At 61.4% G+C, this 21,296-nt stretch carries 13 protein-coding genes; 9 read left to right on the top strand and 4 right to left on the bottom strand.

All coding sequences use genetic code 11. From position 1 onward, the window contains the following. Positions 1-306 precede the first annotated feature (306 nt). The 6 genes from PHS32_RS02355 (at position 307) to PHS32_RS02330 (ending at position 15,034) form a co-directional block, all read left to right on the top strand. Positions 307-4,611 (top strand): PAS domain S-box protein, encoded by a 4,305-nt coding sequence (locus PHS32_RS02355; RefSeq protein ID WP_301077170.1) that lies wholly within the window; start codon positions 307-309, stop codon positions 4,609-4,611. Further along, positions 4,608-5,633: an HD domain-containing phosphohydrolase gene (locus PHS32_RS02350; protein WP_301077169.1), complete on the top strand. Its 1,026-nt coding sequence runs from the start codon at positions 4,608-4,610 to the stop codon at positions 5,631-5,633. The genes PHS32_RS02355 and PHS32_RS02350 overlap by 4 nt, the downstream gene beginning before the upstream one ends. 202 nt (positions 5,634-5,835) lie before the next feature. Continuing rightward, positions 5,836-6,708 (top strand): transporter substrate-binding domain-containing protein, encoded by an 873-nt coding sequence (locus tag PHS32_RS02345; RefSeq protein WP_301077167.1) that lies wholly within the window; start codon positions 5,836-5,838, stop codon positions 6,706-6,708. Between the two features lie 93 nt (positions 6,709-6,801). Then, a complete protein-coding gene (locus PHS32_RS02340) occupies positions 6,802-11,451 on the top strand; it encodes a PAS domain S-box protein (protein WP_301077165.1) in 4,650 nt (1,549 codons plus the stop codon). After that, a complete protein-coding gene (locus PHS32_RS02335) occupies positions 11,448-12,473 on the top strand; it encodes an HD domain-containing phosphohydrolase (RefSeq protein WP_301077163.1) in 1,026 nt (341 codons plus the stop codon). Before PHS32_RS02340 ends, PHS32_RS02335 begins: the two co-directional genes overlap by 4 nt. A 95-nt stretch (positions 12,474-12,568) precedes the next feature. Next, a complete protein-coding gene (locus PHS32_RS02330; protein WP_301077162.1) occupies positions 12,569-15,034 on the top strand; it encodes a YgiQ family radical SAM protein in 2,466 nt (821 codons plus the stop codon). On the opposite strand, the gene PHS32_RS02325 is transcribed toward PHS32_RS02330, so the two are convergent. After that, on the bottom strand, positions 15,011-16,387 hold the full coding sequence (locus PHS32_RS02325) for a sensor histidine kinase (RefSeq protein WP_301077253.1): 1,377 nt from the start codon (positions 16,385-16,387) through the stop codon (positions 15,011-15,013). The two genes, PHS32_RS02330 and PHS32_RS02325, sit on opposite strands and share 24 nt — an antisense overlap. A 32-nt stretch (positions 16,388-16,419) precedes the next feature. Further along, positions 16,420-17,151, bottom strand: coding sequence for a two-component system response regulator OmpR (gene ompR / locus PHS32_RS02320; RefSeq protein ID WP_301077160.1), 732 nt, complete (start codon positions 17,149-17,151; stop codon positions 16,420-16,422). A 157-nt stretch (positions 17,152-17,308) separates the two neighbouring features. Here ompR and PHS32_RS02315 point away from each other — a divergent pair, with 157 nt between their 5' ends. Both PHS32_RS02315 and PHS32_RS02310 read left to right on the top strand, forming a co-directional pair. Further along, positions 17,309-17,602 (top strand): hypothetical protein, encoded by a 294-nt coding sequence (locus tag PHS32_RS02315; protein ID WP_301077158.1) that lies wholly within the window; start codon positions 17,309-17,311, stop codon positions 17,600-17,602. Positions 17,603-17,640: 38 nt separating this feature from the next. Continuing rightward, positions 17,641-18,351 (top strand): SIMPL domain-containing protein, encoded by a 711-nt coding sequence (locus PHS32_RS02310; protein WP_301077156.1) that lies wholly within the window; start codon positions 17,641-17,643, stop codon positions 18,349-18,351. 44 nt (positions 18,352-18,395) lie between these two features. Here the strand turns inward: PHS32_RS02310 and PHS32_RS02305 are convergent, their stop codons facing one another. Next, positions 18,396-19,550: an iron-containing alcohol dehydrogenase gene (locus PHS32_RS02305; RefSeq protein ID WP_301077155.1), complete on the bottom strand. Its 1,155-nt coding sequence runs from the start codon at positions 19,548-19,550 to the stop codon at positions 18,396-18,398. 18 nt (positions 19,551-19,568) lie between these two features. Further along, positions 19,569-20,339 (bottom strand): 3-hydroxybutyrate dehydrogenase, encoded by a 771-nt coding sequence (locus PHS32_RS02300; RefSeq protein WP_301077153.1) that lies wholly within the window; start codon positions 20,337-20,339, stop codon positions 19,569-19,571. 54 nt (positions 20,340-20,393) lie between these two features. Between PHS32_RS02300 and PHS32_RS02295 the strand changes: the two genes are divergently transcribed. Then, positions 20,394-21,290 (top strand): alpha/beta hydrolase, encoded by an 897-nt coding sequence (locus PHS32_RS02295; RefSeq protein ID WP_301077151.1) that lies wholly within the window; start codon positions 20,394-20,396, stop codon positions 21,288-21,290. Positions 21,291-21,296 lie beyond the last annotated feature (6 nt).

The raw sequence follows: 21,296 nt of genomic DNA, 5'->3' as shown, positions 1-21,296 counted from the left end.
GGGCTGCCTGCCCATGCAAGGAATTTGGTGGGCAAATCGCCCGATTTCGACCCAACCCTGCGGGCAAACGGATTTTCGGGCGGTCTGCTTCGTTACAAAATCAGCCAAGGCAAGCAGCCTTGGCTTGGATTTTGCGCCTCGCATCCCATCCCGAAAATCGATTTGCGCGACCCCCAGTAATTTGCGGACAAGTTCTAAGAACCTGTTGCTTGGATGCCTTGCGCTGGCACGGTTGGCATGCGGCCAGATCGAGGTTTTTTTGCGCAAGTTCAGTCCGATCGTGCATCCCCTGGACGAGCCGAAAAAATGAGCCCGTTTTTTTCAGGAATAAGCGCCCGGGGATCATTCAAACGACAGATTGTTCTGGCCTTTGTGGTCGGTTTCTTTTTGTTGATTGGCGCTTATTCCGCCTACCAGATCAACGGCGAGAGAGAACATCTCTACCGCGACAGCCGCGAGGCGACGACCGGTCTGGCGCAATCGCTGGCGGTCAGTTCCCTGGCCGGGGTGCTGACCAATGACGTGGTCGGTCTGCAGGAGGTGGTGCGTTCCTTCCAGACCTACCCCGGGTTGCGTTATGCCATGGTCATTTCTTCCAGCTGCCGCGTGTTGGCGCATAGCGACCCGACCAAAGTGGGGCAGTTTGTTTCCGACCCGCAAAGCCTTGCCCTGATCAAGGCGCCGGCCCAAATCCAGACCCTGATAGACAACGCGTTGATGGCCGATGTGGCGGTGCCCGTCGGCATCGACAACCGGCAGGTCGGCTGGGCGCGCATCGGTCTGGGGCGGGGCAAAATTTCCAGCGAGTTGCGGGAAATGCTACTGAGCAGTGCCATCCTCGTGCTGCTGGCCACGGCCTTCTCCCTGCTCGCCGCGACACTGATCGCGAACCGGCTGGGGCAGCGCATCGGCTCCCTGGTTCGGGTCGCCGAGCAAGTGCACGCCGGCAATCTCGCCAGCCGCGCCAGCATTCCGGGCGACCGGGATGAAATTACCAAACTGGCCGATAACCTGAACCAGATGCTCGACGCGCTGGCGCGCAATGAAGAACGCCTGCGGCTGGCCTCGCTCTATACCCGAAGCCTGATCGAGGCGAGCCTGGATCCTCTGGTCATGATCAGCCCGCAAGGCACCATCACCGACGTCAACGAGGGCAGCGTCAAGGTGGTGGGGGTGCCCCGCGAGGACTTGATCGGGACCGACTTCTCCAACTATTTCACCGAGCCGGAGAAGGGCAGGGCGGTCTATCGACAGGTTTTCGCCAAGGGCTCCGTCACCGACTACCCGCTCACCATCCGGCACCGCGACGGCAGGCTCACCGAGGTGCTGTACAACGCCTCGATCTACCGCGACGGAGACGGCAACGTGCTGGGCGTGTTTGCCGCGGCGCGCGATGTCACCGAGCGCAACAAGGCAGAACAGGAGGTGGCGCAACTGGGTCTGCGCAACCGGCTGATCCTGGATTCGGCGGGGGAAGGCATCTACGGACTCGACAACGACGGCCGTTGCACGTTTGTCAATCCGGCGGCGCTGCAATTGCTGGGTTTCAAACTTGAAGAGCTGATGGGCCAGCACAGTCATGCCCTGTTCCATCACACCAAGCCGGGCGGCGACCCCTTCCCGGAGCAAGAGTGTCCGGTGCAGGCGGCTTACAAGCAGGGTGTGGTGCATCGCGGCAGCGACCTCTACTGGCGCAAGGATGGCGCCAGCTTTCCGGTGGAATTCATCAGTACACCGATTCTGGAGGCCGGGAAAATCACCGGGGCGGTGGTGGCCTTTCGCGACATCACGGAACTCAAACGAGCCGAGGAAGCGCTGCGCGCAAGCGAACACTTTCTTGATGCCATCGTGGAACATATCCCCAACATGGTCTTCGTCAAGGATGCAAAGGATTTCAAATTTGTAAGATTCAACAAGGCCGGGGAACAGTTGCTGGGCTATTCACGCTCTGAATTGATAGGAAAAAGTGACCATGACTTTTTTCCGAAAGAGCAAGCGGATTTCTTCGTTGCCAAGGATCGGGCGATTCTCGATAGCCGGGCCTTGCTCGATATTGCCGACGAGCCGATCGACACCAGGTACCTGGGCCGGCGTCATCTGCATACCCGAAAAATCCCCATCCTGGCCGATGACGGAAGTCCGCTCTACCTGCTGGGCATTTCCGAGGACATCACCGAGCGCAAGCTGGCCGAGGAGCAGTTGCGGCGCAGCGAGCACGGCCTGGCGGACGCGCAGCGCATCGCCCATCTGGGCAATTGGGAGCTTGATCTGGCCAGCAATGTGTTGACCTGGTCGGACGAGATTTACCGCATCTTTGAAATCGATCCCAAAAAATTCGGCGCCTCCTACGATGCTTTCCTGAACGGAATCCATCCCGATGACCGGGAACGGGTGAACCAGGCCTACACCGAGTCGCTCAGCAGCAAGCAGCCTTACGACATCGTGCACCGCTTGCTGATGAAGGATGGGCGTGTGAAATACGTCAACGAACAATGCGAGACCTACTACGCCGAGGACGGCAAGCCCTTGCGTTCGGTCGGCACGGTTCACGACGTTAGCGCGCTCAAGCGGGCCGAGGAAGAACTGCAGGAGCGGGAACGGCATTCGCAGTCATTGCTTCATCTTTCCAGGAATCTGGAACGCGCCCAAACTTATGCGGAAATTCTGCAGGCGGCGCAGGTTGAAGTCAAAAACATTATTGGCTACCAGAATCTGTGGGTCTATCTGCTGTCGGAAGACCAGGCGTATTTAAAGGCTTTGGTCGCCGGCGGCCCGGAGTCGGGCACGGTGATGTCGGAAGAAGGCACTGCCACGCTGACCATTGCCGGCGACAAGATGCTGGAGGAGATCGCGCAAGCCAAGGAAATTGTCCTTGTCGAGGATGCGCAAACCGACCCGCGGGTGAACAAGGAAATTGTGGCCCGGATTGGCAGTCGGACCATCGTCAATGTTCCGATCATTTTGTCCGGGCGGCATCTGGGCTCGGTGGGGGTCGGCACCTTTGGCGCCGAGGGCGTGCGGATTCCGTCGAGTTCCGAGCAGAAGTACCTGACCGCGCTGGCCAGCCACATGGCGGCGGCGCTGGACCGCATCCAGTTGCTGGCCGAGCGCAAAAAGGCCGGTGAGGAGTTGCTCCGTTACAAGGATCACCTGGAGGAACAAGTGCAGCAGCGCACCGCCGACCTGGTACTGGCGCGCAATGCGGCCGAAGCGGCCAATCGGGCCAAGAGCGTTTTCCTGTCCAGCATGAGCCATGAGTTGCGCACGCCCCTGAACGCCATTCTGGGTTTCTCCAACATGATGCGCAAGGATGCGCTGCTGCCAATGGAGCAGCGCGAGAACCTTGACATCATCAGCCGCAGCGGCGAGCACCTGCTGACCCTGATCAACGACGTGCTGGAAATGGCCAAGATCGAGGCCGGCCGGGTGCAGTTGGAGAGTGCCCCCTTCGATCTGGGCAGTCTGGTGCGCGATGTCACCGACATGATGCATGTGCGCGCCCGGGAGAAAGGGCTGCAGTTGCTGATCGATCAGTCCTCGGAATTTCCGCGCTATATCAAGGGCGACGAGGCGCGCGTGCGCCAGGTGCTGATCAACCTGCTGGGCAATGCCGTCAAATTTACCCAGCAAGGTGGTGTTACCGTGCGCTTCGGCTTGAAGCCCGATGCCGTGCCGCAACGCCTGCTGATCGAGGTCGAGGACTCGGGTCCGGGCATCAAGCCGGAAGATCAGCAAATAATCTTCGAACCGTTTGTGCAACTGGGAAATGCGGCGGCCCAGAAAGGCACCGGCCTGGGCCTGACGATCACCCGGCAGTTCGTGCAACTGATGGGCGGCGTCATCAGTGTTCTGAGCCTGCCCGGCAAGGGCTCGACGTTCCGGGTGGAACTGCCGCTGGAGAAGGTCGAGGTTGGCGCTGTGACGCTACCGCAGGGCGCCGACCGGGGCGAGATCGTGGGCCTGGCGCCGAATCAGCCCGAGTACCGCATCCTGATCGTCGAAGACCAGTTGGAGAATCAATTGCTGCTCTCCAGACTGATGAAAAACATGGGCTTGCAGACACAGCTGGCGGAGAACGGCGAGCAGGCCGTGAGGCTGTTCCTGAGCTGGGCACCGCAGCTGATCTGGATGGACCGACGCATGCCGGTGATGGATGGCCTGGAAGCGACGCGGCGTATCCGTGAGCTGCCCGGCGGCAAGGAAGTCAAGATTGTTGCCGTCACGGCCTCCGCCTTTACCGAGCAACGCGAGGAAATGCTCAAGGCGGGCATGGATGACTTCGTGCGCAAACCCTACCGCTTCAACGAAATATACGACTGCCTGAGCCAGCAGTTGGGCCTGCGCTACCGGTACGCCGAAACGCCTGCGCCGGCACCAGCCGGTGATGGGGTGCTGACGGCCCCGATGCTGGCGGTGGTGCCGCCCGACCTGCGCCGTGAACTCCAGGATGCCCTGGAAAGCCTGGAGGGTGAACGCATAGCCACTGTCATCCGGCAAATCGCTGCCCTCGATCCCGGGCTGTACAAGAGGCTGTCGCAACTGGCTGGAAACTTCGACTATCCCAGCATTCTGAAGGCTTTGCAGACCAACAATCCGGCAGGTGTGACATGACAGACAAAGGCAAGATACTCGCCGTTGATGACACGCCGGCCTCCTTGAGGCTGTTGACGGAGATTCTGAAGGAGGAGGGCTACGAGGTTCGTTCCGCGATCAGCGGCGAATTGGCACTGCGCGCGGCCACTATCAATCCACCCGATCTGATGCTGCTCGACATCCGCATGCCCCAGATGGACGGCTACGAGGTGTGCCGGCGTCTCAAGGCCCAAGCCGCAACGCGCGATGTGCCGGTGATCTTCGTCAGCGCGGTTACGGAAATGGATGAGAAGTTGCACGGTTTTGGGGTCGGTGCCGTGGACTTCGTGACCAAGCCCTACCAGCATGAGGAGCTATTGGCCCGGGTCCGCACCCATCTGGAACTCAATCACTTGCGCCATCATCTGGAGGACTTGGTGGCGGAGCGCACGGCGGAGCTGCGGGAAAGCGAGAAAAAGCTCAAAACCAGCCTGCTCGATTCGATCACGGCACTGGCCGCCATCGTCGAATTGCGCGATCCCTATACCGCCGGCCATCAGCGCCGCGTGGCCCAACTGGCCATGGCCATCGCCCGGGAGCTGCAACTTCCCGAGGAGCAGGTGGAGGGCGTTCACCTGGCCGGGGTGGTCCACGATGTCGGCAAGATCCGGGTGCCGGCCGAGATCCTGAGCAAGCCGGGGCGGCTGACCGAACTGGAAATGGCGATCATCCGGGAACACGCCCAGACTGGCTACGAAATACTCAAGGCCATCGATTTCCCCTGGCCGATTGCGCAAATCGTGCAGCAACACCATGAGCGACAGGATGGCTCCGGCTACCCGCAGGGGCTCCGGAGCGAGCAGATCATGCTGGAGGCCAGGATCGTGGCGGTGGCCGATGTGGTGGAGGCGATGTCGTCGCACCGGCCGTACCGGGCGGCGCTGGGGGCCGACAGTGCGTTGAAGGAAATGGAACGCGGCCGTGGCACCCTCTATGACGCCGCGGTCATCGACGCCTGTAACCGGCTTTTCACCGAAAAACAGTTTGCCTTCTCAGCCTGATGCGTCATCGGCACTGATGACGAACAGGCGTCGACCGTTTTGACGGGTTGCCCGGAGCCAAGCAGGGCTCGCGATTTCACGCCTGACCGAGTTCCGGGACGCCCAGGAAATTGAGTTGCCGAACGCCTGGCAATGGTCTTATGATGAAAATTGTCGACGAGCACAGGATGGCACTTAGTTTAGTGAACAGGAGGTAACGAATATGCGTATTTCCCACTATCAAGGTGATTCCGTCGGGAACAAGGTTGCCACGGCAGGGCACCGGAAAACCGGTTTCGTTCAAGGTTGCGCGGCCCTCTGGAGCAAGCTCGGGCGGATGGCGCTTGTTTCAGCGGCGGTGCTCCTGCATCTGACTATTGCATGCCCGGCAAGTGCTCAAACTCTGACCATTGTGTCCGACCCCTATCCGCCGCTGGGGTATGTCAAGGACGGAGAGATTGTCGGATTTACCGTGGATCTCATCAAGCTGCTTCAGCAGCGAACGGGAATCGAGGGCAAATTTGTCATGTACCCCTGGGCGCGCGCTTACGAAATGGCCCAGAAGGAGAAAGACATTCTGATCTACCAACTGACCTACACCGAGGAGCGCGCGCGCCTGTTCCAACTGGTGGGGCCGATCTATCACGCCACCGATTCTCTTTGGAAACTGAAAGCCAGAAAAGATGTCGTCGTGCGAAATCTGAGCGATGCGAAGCAATACCGGGTAGGTACCGTCAGGGACTATTTCACGCACAAATACCTTCTGGAAAACGGCTTCCAGGAAGGAAAGAATCTGGACGCCGTTCATGACGATGACATGAATGTTCAAAAGCTTGCATCCGGGAGAATCGACCTGATGTTTCTCGATGAGCTGGTTTTCAATTACCGCGTTAAGGAGCTGGGTTACAAGAGAGACGATTTCGACAACGCTTTTCCAGTTGTATCGCACGACGAATACCTTGCCTTCAGCAGGCCGACATCGGCGGATGTGGTGTCACGGTTCGCAAAAGCGCTGCTGGTGATGAAAAAGGACGGCAGCTATAACAGCATCTTGCGGAAATATGGGATTCATGCTCCGGAAGGAAAAGCCGACTGAATCAACCGGCAGGACAGTCATGGTTCTGGATCTGACATTGCGCAGCGGTAACGCCGCAAATTTGGGGCACATTCTCCGCGGGGGCGATCGGAGATGAACGGCTCACAAAGCGGGGACCCTGGTCCTGACAAAAAGTCAGCGTCAAGAATTGGCTCCGGGATTCGCTCCATCTCCAGGCGTCTGGCCCTGGGCCTGACCACTGCCGTGGGCCTGGTCTCCGTCATCACTTTTTTGATGCTCTATCTGGGGGCGGTCCATGAGGAGGAAGTCAACCTGATGAAGAGCGCCGACGCATCCAGGGACTACCTTGTCGGCGCGCTTGAACTGCCATTGTGGAATTACGACAAGCCCACGGTGCAGACCATCGGCCGGACTCTTTCGCAGAATGAGTTTGTGGCGGGACTGGTGATCAAGGACGCGTCGGGATCGATTGTCCAGGCGGTTGGAAAGGGCTCCGAATCGGATGGGCTGAACCGGACCGGAAAGATTTACCACCAGGGAAGATTGCTGGGCGAGGTCCAGATCTTTTTTACCAAGCGGTACGTGAAAGAGGCCGCACGCGGGTTGTTGTTTGCCTACGCGACGACCATGTTGTTTGTGCTGATTTCTCTGGCGCTTCTGACCCACCTGTTCCTGCGCAAATTCCTGAAAGAACCGATAGACGCGCTCAACAGGATCGTTCGGCCCTATGCCGACGGCATTTACGATTTGCCGGTGGCCGAGTTGCCTTATGTTGAGTTTCAGGCGTTCGGCAGGATTCTTGGCCAGATGGGTGAAACGATCCGACTGCAGATGAAGGGGATCAAGGATGCCGAAGAGAAGTATCACAGCATCTTTGAGAATGCACGCGAAGGGATCTTCCAGTGCACACCTGAAGGGCGCTACCTGAGCGCCAACCCGGCGCTTGCCAGAATCCACGGCTATGACTCGGCCGAGGCCTTGATGGCCCGCGTCAACGACATTGGACGTCAGTTCTATGTGAATCCGCGGGACTGGGAGCGCTTCCTGAAGGCCGTTGAAACGAATGGCTATGTCGAGGGATTTGAAGCGGACGAGTACCGCAAGGACGGGAGCCGGATTTCTGTTTCCATCAATGCCCGCCGTGTCTCTGGTCAGGATGGGGCTACCCTTTACTACGAGGGTTCCGTCGCCGACATCACCGGGCGCAAGCAGACGGAAGAGGCGTTGCGCCAACTCACCCTGTTCCAGCGAACGATTCTGGACAACGTGGCCTATGGCGTCATCTCCGCCAACCCCGACGGCATTGTCACCAGTTTCAATCCGGCCGCCGAGCGCTTGCTGGGTTACGCGGCCAGCGAGGTGGTGGGCCAACAGTCCCCGGCGCGCTGGCACGATCCTGAAGAAATGGCACGGCACGCCCGGCAGTTGTCGGAAGAACTGGGCGCGGCGATCCTGCCGGGATTCGAAGTGTTTGCGGCCCGCCCGCGGCGCAAGCTGCCCGAGGAAAATGAATGGACTTTTATCCGCAAGGACGGCCGGCGCATTCCGGTGAATCTGTCGGTGACCGCGCTGCGCGATGAGAGCGATCGGATCACGGGCTTCGTCGGATTGACCTACGACCTTACCGAGCGCAAGCGGGTGGAAGCATCGTTGCGGGCGAGCGAAGAAAAATACCGAACCCTGATCCAAAAAATTCAAGCGGCAGTGATCGTGCATGGAGCCGACACGAAAATTCTGACGTCCAATTCCATGGCGCAGGAAATACTGGGACTCTCGCAAGACCAGCTATTGGGCAAAATGGTGATCGATCCGGCCTGGCATTTCTTCCGTGAAGACGGAACTGTCGCTGCTCTTGCCGACTATCCGGTAAGTCGGGTGCGGGCATCGCGCAAGGCCTTGAGAAATTACGTTTTAGGCGTGCATCGTCCCGATCAGGAGAACGATGCGTGGGTCCTGGTGAATGCCGATCCGGTTTTCGATAAAGAAAATGAGCTCACGCAGATCATCGTCACCTTTATCGATATCTCCGAGCGCAAGCGTGTGGAAGATGCCTTGTCTTTCGTGGCCCAACGCGGCTGGCAGGCCAGCGGGGAAAATTTTTTCGATGCGCTAGCGCAGTTTCTCGGCGAAAAACTCGAAATGGATTACGTCCTCATCGACCGGTTGGATGAGAATCCGGACATGGCGGAGACGGTGGCCTTGTACGCCAAAGGCGCCATCACACCGAACATGCGCTACGCCCTCAAGGGCACGCCCTGCGAAAACGTCATGGGGCGGCGACTCTGCGTTTATCCACATGGAATTCAGCAACTGTTTCCCGAAGATTCCCTGTTGCCCGGAATGGGCGCGGAAAGTTATATCGGCATTCCGCTGTGGGATTCAACAGGCCAGCCGATAGGCCTGATCGCCGTCATGAGCAGTAAGCCGCTTCCTGACGATGCACCGGTCACTCAGCTGCTGCAACTGGTCGCGACACGTGCTGCCGCCGAACTGGAGCGCGAGCGAAGCAACCGTTTGCTGCGGGTGCGCGAGCATGAATACCGCACCCTGGCGGAAAACTCGCCCGATGTCATCGTGCGTTACGACCGGCAAGGGCGGCGCATCTACGTCAACCCGGAATTCGAGCGAGTCAATCACCTGACGGCGCAGCAGGTTCTGGGCAAGACACCGGCCGAGCTCTCAACCAACCTTCAACCTCGGGCAGACGTGTTTACGCAACAACTGATGGCGGCGATGGCGTCCGGCAAGCTCGCCGAAGTCGACTTGTCCTGGACCGTGGAGGGCAAACCGGTTTGCTGGTTTGTGCGTGTGGTGCCCGAATTCGACGCCGCTGGCGAAGTGACCAGCGCCCTCACCATCTGGAGCGATATCAGCGAACGCAAACAGGCGGAGGAAGAAATCCGCCAACTGAATGCCGAACTGGAGCAACGCGTCCTGGAGCGGACCCACCAACTGACCGCCAGCGAAGAGCGCATGCGCCAGTTCTTCGAACGCCAGTTGGTCGGCATGGCGATTACTTCGCCGGAAAAAGGCTGGGTTCAGGTCAACGACAAGCTTTGCGAGATGATGGGCTACTCGCGTGGGGAACTGCTGCGCCTGAGTTGGGCGGAAATGACCTACCCGGAAGATTTGACCGCCGACGTCGCCCAGTTCGAGCGGATGCTGCGCGGGGAAATCGACAACTACATGCTGGAAAAACGCTTCGTGCGCAAGAACGGTAGCCTGGTTTTCACCAACCTGGCGGTGGGTTGTGTCCGGCGGGTCGACCGGTCGGTGGACTACGTTCTGGCCTTGCTGGAAGACATTACCGAGCGCAAGCAGGCGGAGGACAGCATCCGGAAATTGAACCAGCAACTGCTGCTGGCGCGCGATGCGGCCGAAGCGGCCAACAAGGCCAAGAGCGTCTTTCTGGCCAGCATGAGCCACGAACTGCGCACCCCGCTGAACGCCGTCCTCGGTTTCTCCAACATGATGCGCAAGGATCCGTTGCTGCAACCGGAGCAGCGCGAGAACCTCGACATCATCAACCGCAGTGGCGAGCACCTGCTGACCTTGATCAACGACGTGCTGGAAATGGCCAAGATCGAGGCCGGCCGGGTGCAAGTGGAGCGGGCCCCCTTTGATCTGGGCAGCCTGGTGCGCGATGTGACCGACATGATGCATGTGCGGGCGCAGGAGAAGGGGCTGCAATTGGTCATCGATCAGTCTTCTCAATTCCCGCGCTACATCCGGGGCGACGAGGGGCGGGTGCGCCAGGTGTTGATCAACCTGCTGGGCAACGCCGTCAAATTTACCCGGCAGGGGGGTGTTACCGTGCGTTTCGGCTTGAAGCCCAATGCCACGCCGCAGCGCTTGCTGATCGAGGTCGAGGACTCCGGCATCGGCATCGGCGCGGAAGATCAGAAAAGAGTCTTCGAGCCTTTCGTCCAGTTTGGGGAAACGGCGGCGCAAAAAGGCACCGGCCTGGGCCTGTCCATTGCCCGCCAATTCGTCCAATTGATGGGTGGCACGATCGGCTTCGAAAGTACGCTGGGCAAGGGCTCGACATTCCGCGTGGAACTGCCGATGGAGAGGGTTGCCGCGGCCGACGTGCTCAAGCCGCAAAGCGCTGGCAGGGGCGAGATCGTGGGCCTGGCGCCGGGCCAGCCCGAATACCGCATCCTGATCGTTGAGGATCAGCTGGACAACCAATTGCTGCTGACCCGGTTGATGAAAAATGTCGGTTTGCAGGTCAGGCTGGCGGAAAACGGTGAGCAGGCCGTGGCCTTGTTCGACAGTTGGCGGCCGCAGCTGATCTGGATGGACCGGCGCATGCCGGTGATGGACGGTCTGGAAGCGACGCGGCGTATCCGTCAGCTTCCCGGTGGTCGGGAGGTGAAAATAGTCGCGGTCACGGCCTCGGTCTTTACCGAGCAACGCGATGAAATGCTGAAGGTCGGCATGGATGACTTTGTACGCAAACCCTACCGCTTCAACGAAATATACGAATGCATGACCAAGCAGTTGGGCGTGCAATACACTTATGCCGAGACGCCGGCGGAGCCGCCGGTGAGCGATGTGGTGTTGACTTCGCGGATGCTGGCGCTGTTGCCCGCCGACCTGCGCCAGGAACTGCTTGAAGCCCTGGAAAGCCTGGAGGGCGAACGCATCAGTGCCGTTATTCAGCAAATTGCATCCCTTGATTCGAAGTTGCACAAGACGCTGTCCCAGCTGGTAGGAAATTTCGACTACCCAGCCATCCTCAAGGCATTGCAGACCCAACAACCGGATGAGCTCGCATGATGGACAAAGGAAAGATACTCGCCGTTGACGACACGCCGGCCTCCTTGCGGTTGTTGACGGAAATTCTGAAGGAGGAGGGCTATGAGGTGCGTTCCGCGATCAGCGGCGAGCTGGCCTTGCGCGCGGCCGCCCACAACCCACCCGATCTGGTGTTGCTCGATATTCGCATGCCGGGGATGGACGGCTACGAAGTTTGTCGGCGTCTCAAGGCCGATCTCGCGACGCGCGATGTGCCAGTGATCTTTGTCAGCGCCGTCACTGAAACGGATGAAAAAGTTCAAGGTTTTGGGCTGGGTGCCGTGGATTTTGTCAGCAAGCCCTATCAGCATGAAGAACTGATGGCGCGGGTCCGCACCCATTTGGAACTGAATCGCTTGCGCCACCATCTGGAAGACTTGGTGATGGAGCGCACAGCGGAGCTGAGGGAAAGCCGCAATAAGCTGAAAACCAGCCTGCTCGATTCGATCACGGCGCTGGCCGCGACGGTGGAGCTGCGCGATCCCTATACCGCTGGCCACCAGCGCCGCGTGGCTCAACTGGCCATAGCCATCGCCCGGGAACTGCAGCTTCCCGAGGAGCAGGTGGAGGGTGTTCACCTGGCCGGTGTGGTCCATGATGTCGGCAAGATCCGGGTGCCGGCCGAGATTCTCAGCAAGCCGGGGCGGCTCAACGAAACGGAATTCGCCATCATCAAGGAGCACTCCCAGGACGGCTACGAAATACTCAAGTCCATAGACTTCCCTTGGCCAATCTCGAAAATCGTGCAGCAGCACCACGAGCGGCAGGATGGTTCCGGTTACCCGCTGGCCCTCAAGGGCGAGCAAATTCTGCTTGAAGCCAGGATTGTGGCGGTGGCCGACGTGGTGGAGGCGATGGCTTCGCACCGGCCGTACCGGGCGGCGCTGGGGGTCGATGCGGCGTTACGGGAAATAGAACGCGGCCGGGGTACCGTCTATGACCCCGCAGTCGCTGAGGCATGCGTTCGGCTTTTCACCGAGCAACGATTTGCGTTTTTGGCCTGAACAGACCCTGGCTTCCCAAGTATCCCCACCAGGGGCGCAGCCAAACCTAACACCGTACACTCGGCGCCTTGCTTCCCTACTTCTCCCGGTTCCCCATGAACGCCCCCGTTGACGTCTCCTTTTTCCCCCGCGCCGCCAAGCCTTTGGGCAGCTACCGCAAATACTGGGCGGCCCGTTTTGGCACGGCCAAATTCCTGCCCATGAGCCGCGCCGAGATGGACCTGCTGGGTTGGGACAGTTGTGACATCGTGCTGGTCACGGGGGACGCCTATGTCGATCACCCCAGCTTCGGCATGGCGGTGGTCGGTCGTGTGCTGGAAGCCCAGGGTTTTCGGGTCGGCATCATTGCGCAACCGGATTGGCAAAGCGCCGAGCCGTTCAAGGTACTGGGTAAACCAAACCTGTTCTGGGGCGTGACGGCCGGCAACATGGATTCCATGATCAACCGCTACACCGCCGACCGCAAAATCCGCAGCGATGACGCCTATACCCCCGGTGACGTCGCCGGCAAGCGGCCGGATCGCGCGGCAATTGTTTACAGCCAGCGCTGTCGCGAGGCCTTCAAGGAGGTGCCCATCGTGCTGGGCGGCATCGAAGGCTCGTTGCGCCGCATTGCGCACTACGACTACTGGTCGGACAAGGTACGCCGCTCCATCGTGGTGGACGCCAAGTGCGATTTGCTGTTGTACGGCAATGCCGAGCGTGCGATTGTCGAGATTGCGCACCGGCTCGCCGCGCGCGAGCCGATCGAGCAAATGACCGACGTTCGCGGCACCGCCTTCGTGCTTCGCGCATCGCATGATTTGCGACGCCCGGGCGAAGCCTCCGGCGGGCAATGGTTTGAGATCGATTCCACCAGCGTCGATGAGCCGGGCCGGCTGGAGTCTCACATCAACCCCTACCAGACCACCAGCGAGCAGGCGGTCGGGCAGGGCAGTTCGTGCGCCAGGGAGGGCGGCCGGCAAGAAGATGCGATGCAAGGCGATTGTCATCCCGGACTCGATCCGGGATCCATGCAGCCGGGCACATGGATTGCGGGTCAAGCCCGCAATGACAGCAAGCGCGGTAGCCATGACAGCAAGAGTAGCCGCAATGACACTGCTCAACCACTGACTTTTGTGCCGAACCCGGCGCTGCATGGCAAGGGCACGGTCAAGGTGCCGCCGCGCGGCAGCTCGGTGATCCGCCTGCCCAGTTACGAACAGGTGAAAAGCGACCCGGTGCTGTATGCCCATGCCAACCGCGTGCTGCACCTGGAGACCAACCCCGGCAACGCCCGGGCGCTGGTGCAGGCGCACGGCGAGGGGGCCACGGCGCGCGATGTCTGGATCACGCCGCCGCCGATTCCGCTGACCACCGCCGAGATGGACTGGGTGTTCGACCTGCCCTACGCCCGCAGCCCGCATCCGGTCTATGCCGACGCGAGCGGCAGCCATGAGGGTGCCAGCAAGATTCCGGCCTGGGAGATGATCCGTTTCAGTGTCAACATCATGCGCGGCTGCTTTGGCGGCTGCACCTTCTGCTCCATCACCGAGCATGAGGGCCGCATCATCCAGAGCCGTTCCGAAGACTCGGTGATCCATGAGATGGAGGAAGTTCGCGACAAGGTGAAGGGTTTTACCGGCACCATTTCCGACCTCGGCGGCCCGACCGCCAATATGTACCGGCTGGGCTGCAAGAGCCCCGAAATCGAGGCCGCCTGCCGCAAGCCGAGCTGCGTCTACCCCGGCATCTGCCAGAACCTGGGCACCGACCACGGTCCGCTGATCCACATGTACCGGCGCGGTCGCGCCCTCAAGGGCATCAAGAAAATTCTGATTGGTTCGGGCTTGCGCTACGACCTGGCGGTGCGCAGCCCCGAATACGTCAAGGAACTGGTGACGCACCACGTCGGCGGTTACCTGAAAATTGCGCCTGAGCACACCGAAGCGGGGCCGCTGGCCAAGATGATGAAACCCGGTATCGGCAGTTACGACAAGTTCAAAGCCTTGTTCGACAAGTTCTCGCTGGAAGCCGGCAAGAAGCAGTTTTTGATTCCCTATTTCATCGCCGCGCACCCCGGCACCAGCGACGAAGACATGATGCAGCTGGCGCTGTGGCTGAAGAAGAATGGTTTTCGCGCCGATCAGGTGCAGACTTTTTATCCGTCGCCGATGGCCACTGCCACCGCCATGTACCACAGCAAGCGCAACCCGCTGCACCGGATAACGCGCGATAGCGAGACCGTGGACGTCGTGCGCGGCGACAAGCGCCGGCGCCTGCACAAGGCGTTTTTACGCTACCACGATGCCAACAACTGGCCGCTGTTGCGCGAGGCCCTCAAAGCGATGGGCCGGGCCGATTTGATCGGCAACGGCAAGCAGCATCTGATCCCGACTTTTCAGCCGTTGACGGACGGCAATTACAGCAGTGCCCGGCGCAAGAATTCAACGCCGGCGGCGCTCAAGGGGCAAGCCCCGCTGCCGGGACGGATTCTGACCCAGCACACCGGCTTGCCGCCGCGCGCAAGCGCTGCCAAACCGGCCGGCGCCAAACGCTCAGGCGGTCGGGGCGCGCTGTAGTTTGATGTTGGCGGCCAGGCCGCCGGAGCTGGTGTTGCTGAGGGCAAAAGTGCCGCCCATGCGGAGCACCACTTTTTCCACAATCGCCAGGCCCAGCCCGGCACCGTTGGCCGCGGTGCGTGCCGCCTCCCCGCGGTAAAACGGCTTCGTCAGGTTCTCCAGTTGCGCCTCGGAGACGCCGATACCGTGGTCGCGCACGCGGATCAGCACCCATTTGTCACGCGCCTTGGCGGCAATATCAACCTGCGCCACCCCGGTATGCACCGACTTGCCATAGCGGCCGGCGTTCTCCAGCAGGTTGCTGATGACGCGACCCAGTTCGACCGCGTCGGCGAGCACCACCAGGTCCTCGCTGAGGTCCAGATTGATGCGCATGTCGGGTCGATTCCGGACGTTGAAAAGACAGGCGTCGACCACTTCGCGCAGCACCACGCTGCTCAATTCGACCTTGTCGGGCCGGGCGTATTCCAGAAACTTGCCGATGATGGCGTCGAGCTGGGCGATATCCGTGACCATGTTGGCGCGCGCCTCGGGATCGGCCACGCTGAGTTCCGTTTCGAGGCGCAAACGGGCCAGCGGCGTGCGCAGGTCGTGCGAGATGCCGGCCAGCATGATGGCCCGGTCCTGCTCTATTTTGGCCAGCTTCTGGCTCATCCGGTTGAAGCCGATGTTGACGGCCCGGATTTCGCTGGTGGCCACTGTTTCGTCCAGCGTGCTGGCGTTGAAATCGCCCTCGCGAACACGGCTGGCGGCAAACGAGAGTTGCTTCAGGGGCCGGTTGATCAGACGCGCAATCACCGCTGCACCGGCCAGCGACAGCGCGGCCGCCGTGATCAACCAGATGATCCAGGTCCGGCCAGCCATGCGATTGAAGCGGTCGCGGTTGGTGCGCATCCAGTAGTTGTCGCCGTCGATGACGAAGCCGACCCACAGCCCCTCTTCCTGGTTGACGCTGTTGGCCAACTCGGTGCCGGGACCGAGTTTGCTGCGCAGTTCGAGCGAGATGCGCTGGCCCAGCGCATCGGTGTCGAAGGGCTCGAACTTGTCGCCCGGTTCGCGCGGCACGATGCGAACGCCTTCCTGCTCGCGCATGGTCTTGATCAGGGAGACGCGGGCGATGGCGTCGGAGTGGATCAAGGCGGCGCGGCTGAGATTGACTAGCGACGCGATTTGCTGCGCCGTCTGGAAGGCGCGCGGTTCAAATTCCAGCGCGCGCAGCGTCTGCAGCCAGGCCAGAATGCTGCCGATCAGCAGCAGCGCCAGCAAAAAAAAAGTGCGCCAGAAAAGGCTCAGGCGCCAGCGCGATTGGCGGCCCCTGGATGAGGTCTCCAGGGGAATGGCGCCACTGAGCAGCGCGGCTGAAGTTTTCGCTCGGGTCAATCGGCTCAACCCGCACCGTCCGGTACAAAAACGTAACCAATACCCCAGACGGTTTGAATGTAGCGCGGCGCGGCGGCATCGACTTCCACCAATTTGCGCAAGCGCGACACCTGCACATCCAGACTGCGGTCAAACGGCTCGAACTCCCGGCCGCGCGCCAGTTGGGCCAACTTCTCGCGCGACAAAGGTTGCCGCGGATGGCGTACCAGCGCTTTGAGCATGGCAAATTCGCCGGTGGTCAGGGGCAGGTCCTCGTTGTCCCGGTGCAAGGTGCGCGCGCCCAGGTCAAAGGTGAAGGGGCCAAAACTGACGATCTGGTTGTCGCTGGACGGCGAACCGGGTGCTTCCTGCGTCGGGCGCCGGCGCAACACGGCATGCACGCGGGCCAGCAATTCGCGCGGGTTGAAGGGCTTGCCCAGATAGTCGTCGGCACCGACCTCGAGGCCCACAATGCGGTCCACGTCCTCGCCCTTGGCGGTCAGCATGATGATGGGGGTGCGGTCGTTGGCGGCGCGCAGCCGCCGGCAAATCGACAAGCCATCCTCGCCGGGCATCATCAAGTCCAATACGATCAGGTCGACCGTTTCGCGCAACAGGATGCGTGTCAGGGACTTGCCGTCTTCGGCCTGCACCACGTCAAAGCCTTCTTGCGTCAGGTAACGGCGCAGCAGGTCGCGGATGCGGACGTCGTCGTCGACGACCATGATCTTGTCTTTTCGGCTGGGGTTTTGACTCATGATGGCACCACTGAATTTGTAACAATGGGGATTTTGCAGGCTGGCGGCGGCAAAATGGGAAATATTTGGCAAGTGTTGACACTCTGTTACAAATCTTGCCCTGGAGCACCAGCCAGAGGTTGAACAATCTGAGCCAGCGCCTCATTATCCTGTGACCATGAAATCTTCTCCGCTTCTTCTGGCTATTTCGCTGCTTTCCATCGGCGCCTGGGCGCAGCCGGCGCCCAATGCGCAGGCCGCGGCATCGCAATCGGCACCCGAGCAGCGGCGCGCCGAGTTGCGTCAGGCGCTCAGGCTGGCGCCGGCGCCGGCGCCGGCACGGGACGACCAGCGCCAGGAGCCGGCGCTCAAAAGCACGCCCGAGAAGCGCCATCTGTCGCCACAGGAGCGCGCCGATCTCAGGCAGCAATTGCGCCAGCAGCGCCCGGATGCCCGGTCGGATCGCCCCTGAAGTCGGTTTCTTCTCCCGTTCACCGTTGAGGAATCAGTTTGAAATTCGCCATCAAAGTCATCTCGGTATGCGTTCTGTTGGCCGGCTCTGCCGGCATTTTTGCCCAGCAGGTGAGGGATCCCGAAACAATCAACGTGGTGCACCTCTCGGCTCAGGGCGCGATCGAGGTGGGGACCGACCTGCTGTCGATTTCCCTGAGCACCAGTCGCGACGGCAGTGACGCCGGTGCGCTGCAATACCAGCTCAAGACGGCGCTTGATGCGGCCCTGACGGAAGCCAAAATAGCGGTGCAGCCGGGACAGCTTGAGGTCCGCACCGGCAATTTCAACCTGTCGCCGCGCTATGGCCGCGACGGCAAGCCCATCGGTTGGCAAGGATCGGCTGAATTGATTCTGGAAGGCCGCGATTTCGCGGCCATCGCCGCAACGGCTGGCCGGATACAGACGCTCACGGTCAGTGGCGTCGGTTTTTCTCTCAGTCGCGAGCGCCGCGGCAAGGTCGAAGCCGAGGCGCAAAACATGGCCATTGAACGTTTCAAGGCGCGGGCGTCGGAGATTGCCCGCAGCTTCGGTTTCACTGGCTACAGCTTGCGCGAAGTCAGTATCACGGCCAACGACCAGGGTTTTGTGCCCCGGCCCCGGATGATGGCGATGGACGCCCGCGCCAGCGTGGCCGACGCGCCGTTACCGGTGGAGGCCGGCAAGACCTCGGTCGTGGTGACGGTGTCGGGATCGGTGCAACTGAAATAGCGGCGCCGGCCGGGGCGCCTTCAGCACCGGCTTTGCCGGCACTATCAGTAGGCCACCTGGTACATCGCCAGCGCGTCCTGGTAACTCACATCACGCGGGTTATTCACCAGCAGGCGCTGCACCTTCATGGCGTCCTCGGCCAGCATCGGCAGGTCACTCTCCTTGACGCCGGCGTCGCGCAGCGTCTGCGCGTAAGGCATGGCGGCAACGCGCTGACCGATGGCGGCGACGAAGGCGTTGGCGGCTTCGCCGTCGCCGCTGCCGGCCAACTGCGGCAAAATGGCGCGCCCCAATTGTGCGTAGAGGGCTTGCGCCAGCGGCAGATTGAATTTCAGCACCGGCACGAAGACCAGGGAATTGGAAAGGCCGTGCGGCAAGCCGTAGTGGCCGCCCAGCGGGTAGGCCAGGGCGTGGACCGCGCCGACCGGGGCGTTGGCGAAAGCCATGCCGGCAAACAGCGAACCGAGCAACATGTTCTCGCGCACCGTGGCGTCCTTGCCATCGGTCACGGCCGCCGGCAGATTGGCATAGAGCAGTTGCAGGGCCTTGAGCGCCAGGGCGTCGGACAGCGGATTCTTCTTCAGCCGGGTGCTGAAGGCTTCGATCGCATGCACCATGGCGTCGACGCCGGTCATCGCCGTGGTGGCCGGCGGCAGGCCCAGCGTCAGGCGGCTGTCGAGCAGCGCCACGTCGGGGTACAGCAGCGGCGAGACCACCCCTTTCTTCTCGTGGCTGGGCGTGGTCAGGATGGCGATCGGCGTCACCTCGGAGCCGGTGCCGGCGGTGGTTGGCAGCTGGATCAAGGGCAGGCGCGGGCCGCGCGCCAGGCCAATGCCGTAGATCGCGGGCAGGGCCTGCGGCGTGCGCGCCAGCAAGGCCACCAGCTTGGCGCTATCGAGCGAGCTGCCGCCGCCAAAGCCCAGCACGCCATCGGCGCCAGCAGCGCGTGCGGCGTCGACTGCCGCCTGCACGCTGAGTTCGGGCGGATCGGCCAGGACATCGGAAAACACCGTCACCGCCACCTTGGCGGCAGCCAGCGAGGTCAGTGCACCATCGATCAGCCTGGCCTTGATCAAGCCGGCGTCGGTCACCAGAAACAGGTGGCTGATGCCCAGACCCTGGGCGATCTCGCCCAGGCGATTGGCGCCGCCCTGCTCGCAGATGATTTTGGGTGCCGTTTCAAAGGTAAATTGCGACATGACGAGTCCTTTGCGGGTTTATTGCGCGGCCCAGCCGCCATCCATGTTCCAGGCCACGCCGCGCACATTGTTGGCGGCCGGGGAGCAGAAGAACACGGCCAGTTCACCCAGCTCTTCGGGCGTCGTGAACTGCAGCGACGGCTCTTTTTCACCGAGCAGCAATTTGATCGCTGCCTCGTTGGAGACGCCAAGCGCCGCAGCCTTGGCGTCGACCTGTTTTTGCACCAGCGGCGTCAGCACCCAGCCGGGGCAGATGGCGTTGCAGGTGACGCCGCTGGTGGCGTTTTCCAGTGCGGTCACCTTGGTCAGGCCGACGACACCGTGCTTGGCCGTGACGTAAGCCGATTTTTCGGCCGAAGCCACCAGGCCATGCACCGACGCGACGTTGATGATGCGGCCCCAACCCGCGGCTTGCATGGCCGGCAGCGCCAGCCGGGTGGCGTGAAAAGCGCTGCTCAGGTTGATGGCGATGATGGCGTCCCAGCGCTCGACCGGAAAATTCTCGATCCGGGCGACATGCTGGATGCCGGCGTTGTTGACCAGAATATCGATCCGTCCAAACCGGCCGGCGGCAAACTTCATCATGTCTTCGATCTCGGCCGGCTGGCTCATGTCGGCGCCGTGGTAGGCCACTTGCACGCCCAGGCCCGCGACCTCGGCTTTGGGGCCTTCAACATCGCCAAAACCGTTGAGGACGATGTTGGCGCCTTGTTTGGCCAGGGCCTTGGCGATGCCAAGGCCGATGCCGCTGGTGGATCCGGTGACGAGGGCCGTTTTGCCTCTGAGCATGGTGGTTCTCCGATTGAATTAGGATGCAGACATTATCAAACCAATAATTGCACCATGCCTGACGCTAAGCTGAACTACGTAATCTGTCCCGATGCCTCGGGCTCGCACCGCATGGCCTACTGGCAATGGGGCAACCCGCAAAGCTCGCACGTGGTGGTTTGTGCTCACGGTTTGTCGCGCCAGGGGCGCGATTTCGACACGCTGGCACAGGCCTTGTGCAGCCAGGCCGGTGACGCCATTCGGGTGGTTTGCCCGGACGTGGTGGGGCGGGGCAGAAGCGACTGGTTGAAAGACCCCATGGGCTATCAGATTCCGGCCTACGCGGCCGATATGCTGGCCTTGTTGGCGCAGCTCAAACCGACCACGCTGGATTGGGTTGGCACCAGCATGGGGGGCTTGATAGGCATGGTTCTGTGCGGCCAACCCGATTTACCGCTACCGGTTCCGGTGCGTCGACTGGTACTCAACGACGTCGGCCCCGCCATGCAGTGGCAGGCCTTGCAGCGCATTGGCGAGTATCTCGGCGATACCGGGTGCTTTTCCTCGCTGCAGCAGGCCGCCGATGCGCTGTGGGCCAGCTCCACCAGCTTCGGGCCGCATACGCCCGCGCAGTGGCTGGCGTTCTCCAAACCCATGGTCAAACCGCTGGCCGGTACGCCCGGTAGCCTGACGCTGCATTACGACCCGGCCATTGCGGTCCCGTTTCGCCATGTGACGCCTGAGTCGGTGGCGCAGGGGGAGGCGGCGCTGTGGCAACTCTATGACAACATCAAGGCCACTACCTTGCTGCTCAGGGGTGCCCAGTCCGACTTGCTGGCACCCCAGACGGCACAGGCCATGACGCTGCGCGGCCCGCGGGCGCGACTGGTCGAATTCGAGGGCGTGGGCCACGCGCCCACCTTGATGGCAGAGGATCAGGTGCGCACGGTGGTGTCATTTCTGCTGGATTAGAAACTG

This window comes from Rhodoferax sp. (assembly GCF_028714215.1).
Taxonomy (GTDB): domain Bacteria; phylum Pseudomonadota; class Gammaproteobacteria; order Burkholderiales; family Burkholderiaceae_C; genus Rhodoferax.
Note: the sequence above shows the minus strand (reverse complement) of the source record. Positions and strands in the feature narration are given on the sequence as shown.

What these genes read in the sequence shown, in the direction of transcription:
- PHS32_RS02345 (WP_301077167.1), top strand. Translation starts at nt 5,836, where the DNA reads ATGCGTATTTCCCACTATCAAGGTGATTCCGTCGGGAACAAGGTTGCC.
- PHS32_RS02300 (WP_301077153.1), bottom strand. Translation starts at nt 20,339, where the DNA reads ATGCTCAGAGGCAAAACGGCCCTCGTCACCGGATCCACCAGCGGCATC.
- PHS32_RS02330 (WP_301077162.1), top strand. Translation starts at nt 12,569, where the DNA reads ATGAACGCCCCCGTTGACGTCTCCTTTTTCCCCCGCGCCGCCAAGCCT.
- PHS32_RS02355 (WP_301077170.1), top strand. Translation starts at nt 307, where the DNA reads ATGAGCCCGTTTTTTTCAGGAATAAGCGCCCGGGGATCATTCAAACGA.
- PHS32_RS02335 (WP_301077163.1), top strand. Translation starts at nt 11,448, where the DNA reads ATGATGGACAAAGGAAAGATACTCGCCGTTGACGACACGCCGGCCTCC.
- PHS32_RS02315 (WP_301077158.1), top strand. Translation starts at nt 17,309, where the DNA reads ATGAAATCTTCTCCGCTTCTTCTGGCTATTTCGCTGCTTTCCATCGGC.
- ompR (WP_301077160.1), bottom strand. Translation starts at nt 17,151, where the DNA reads ATGAGTCAAAACCCCAGCCGAAAAGACAAGATCATGGTCGTCGACGAC.
- PHS32_RS02305 (WP_301077155.1), bottom strand. Translation starts at nt 19,550, where the DNA reads ATGTCGCAATTTACCTTTGAAACGGCACCCAAAATCATCTGCGAGCAG.
- PHS32_RS02350 (WP_301077169.1), top strand. Translation starts at nt 4,608, where the DNA reads ATGACAGACAAAGGCAAGATACTCGCCGTTGATGACACGCCGGCCTCC.
- PHS32_RS02295 (WP_301077151.1), top strand. Translation starts at nt 20,394, where the DNA reads ATGCCTGACGCTAAGCTGAACTACGTAATCTGTCCCGATGCCTCGGGC.
- PHS32_RS02340 (WP_301077165.1), top strand. Translation starts at nt 6,802, where the DNA reads ATGAACGGCTCACAAAGCGGGGACCCTGGTCCTGACAAAAAGTCAGCG.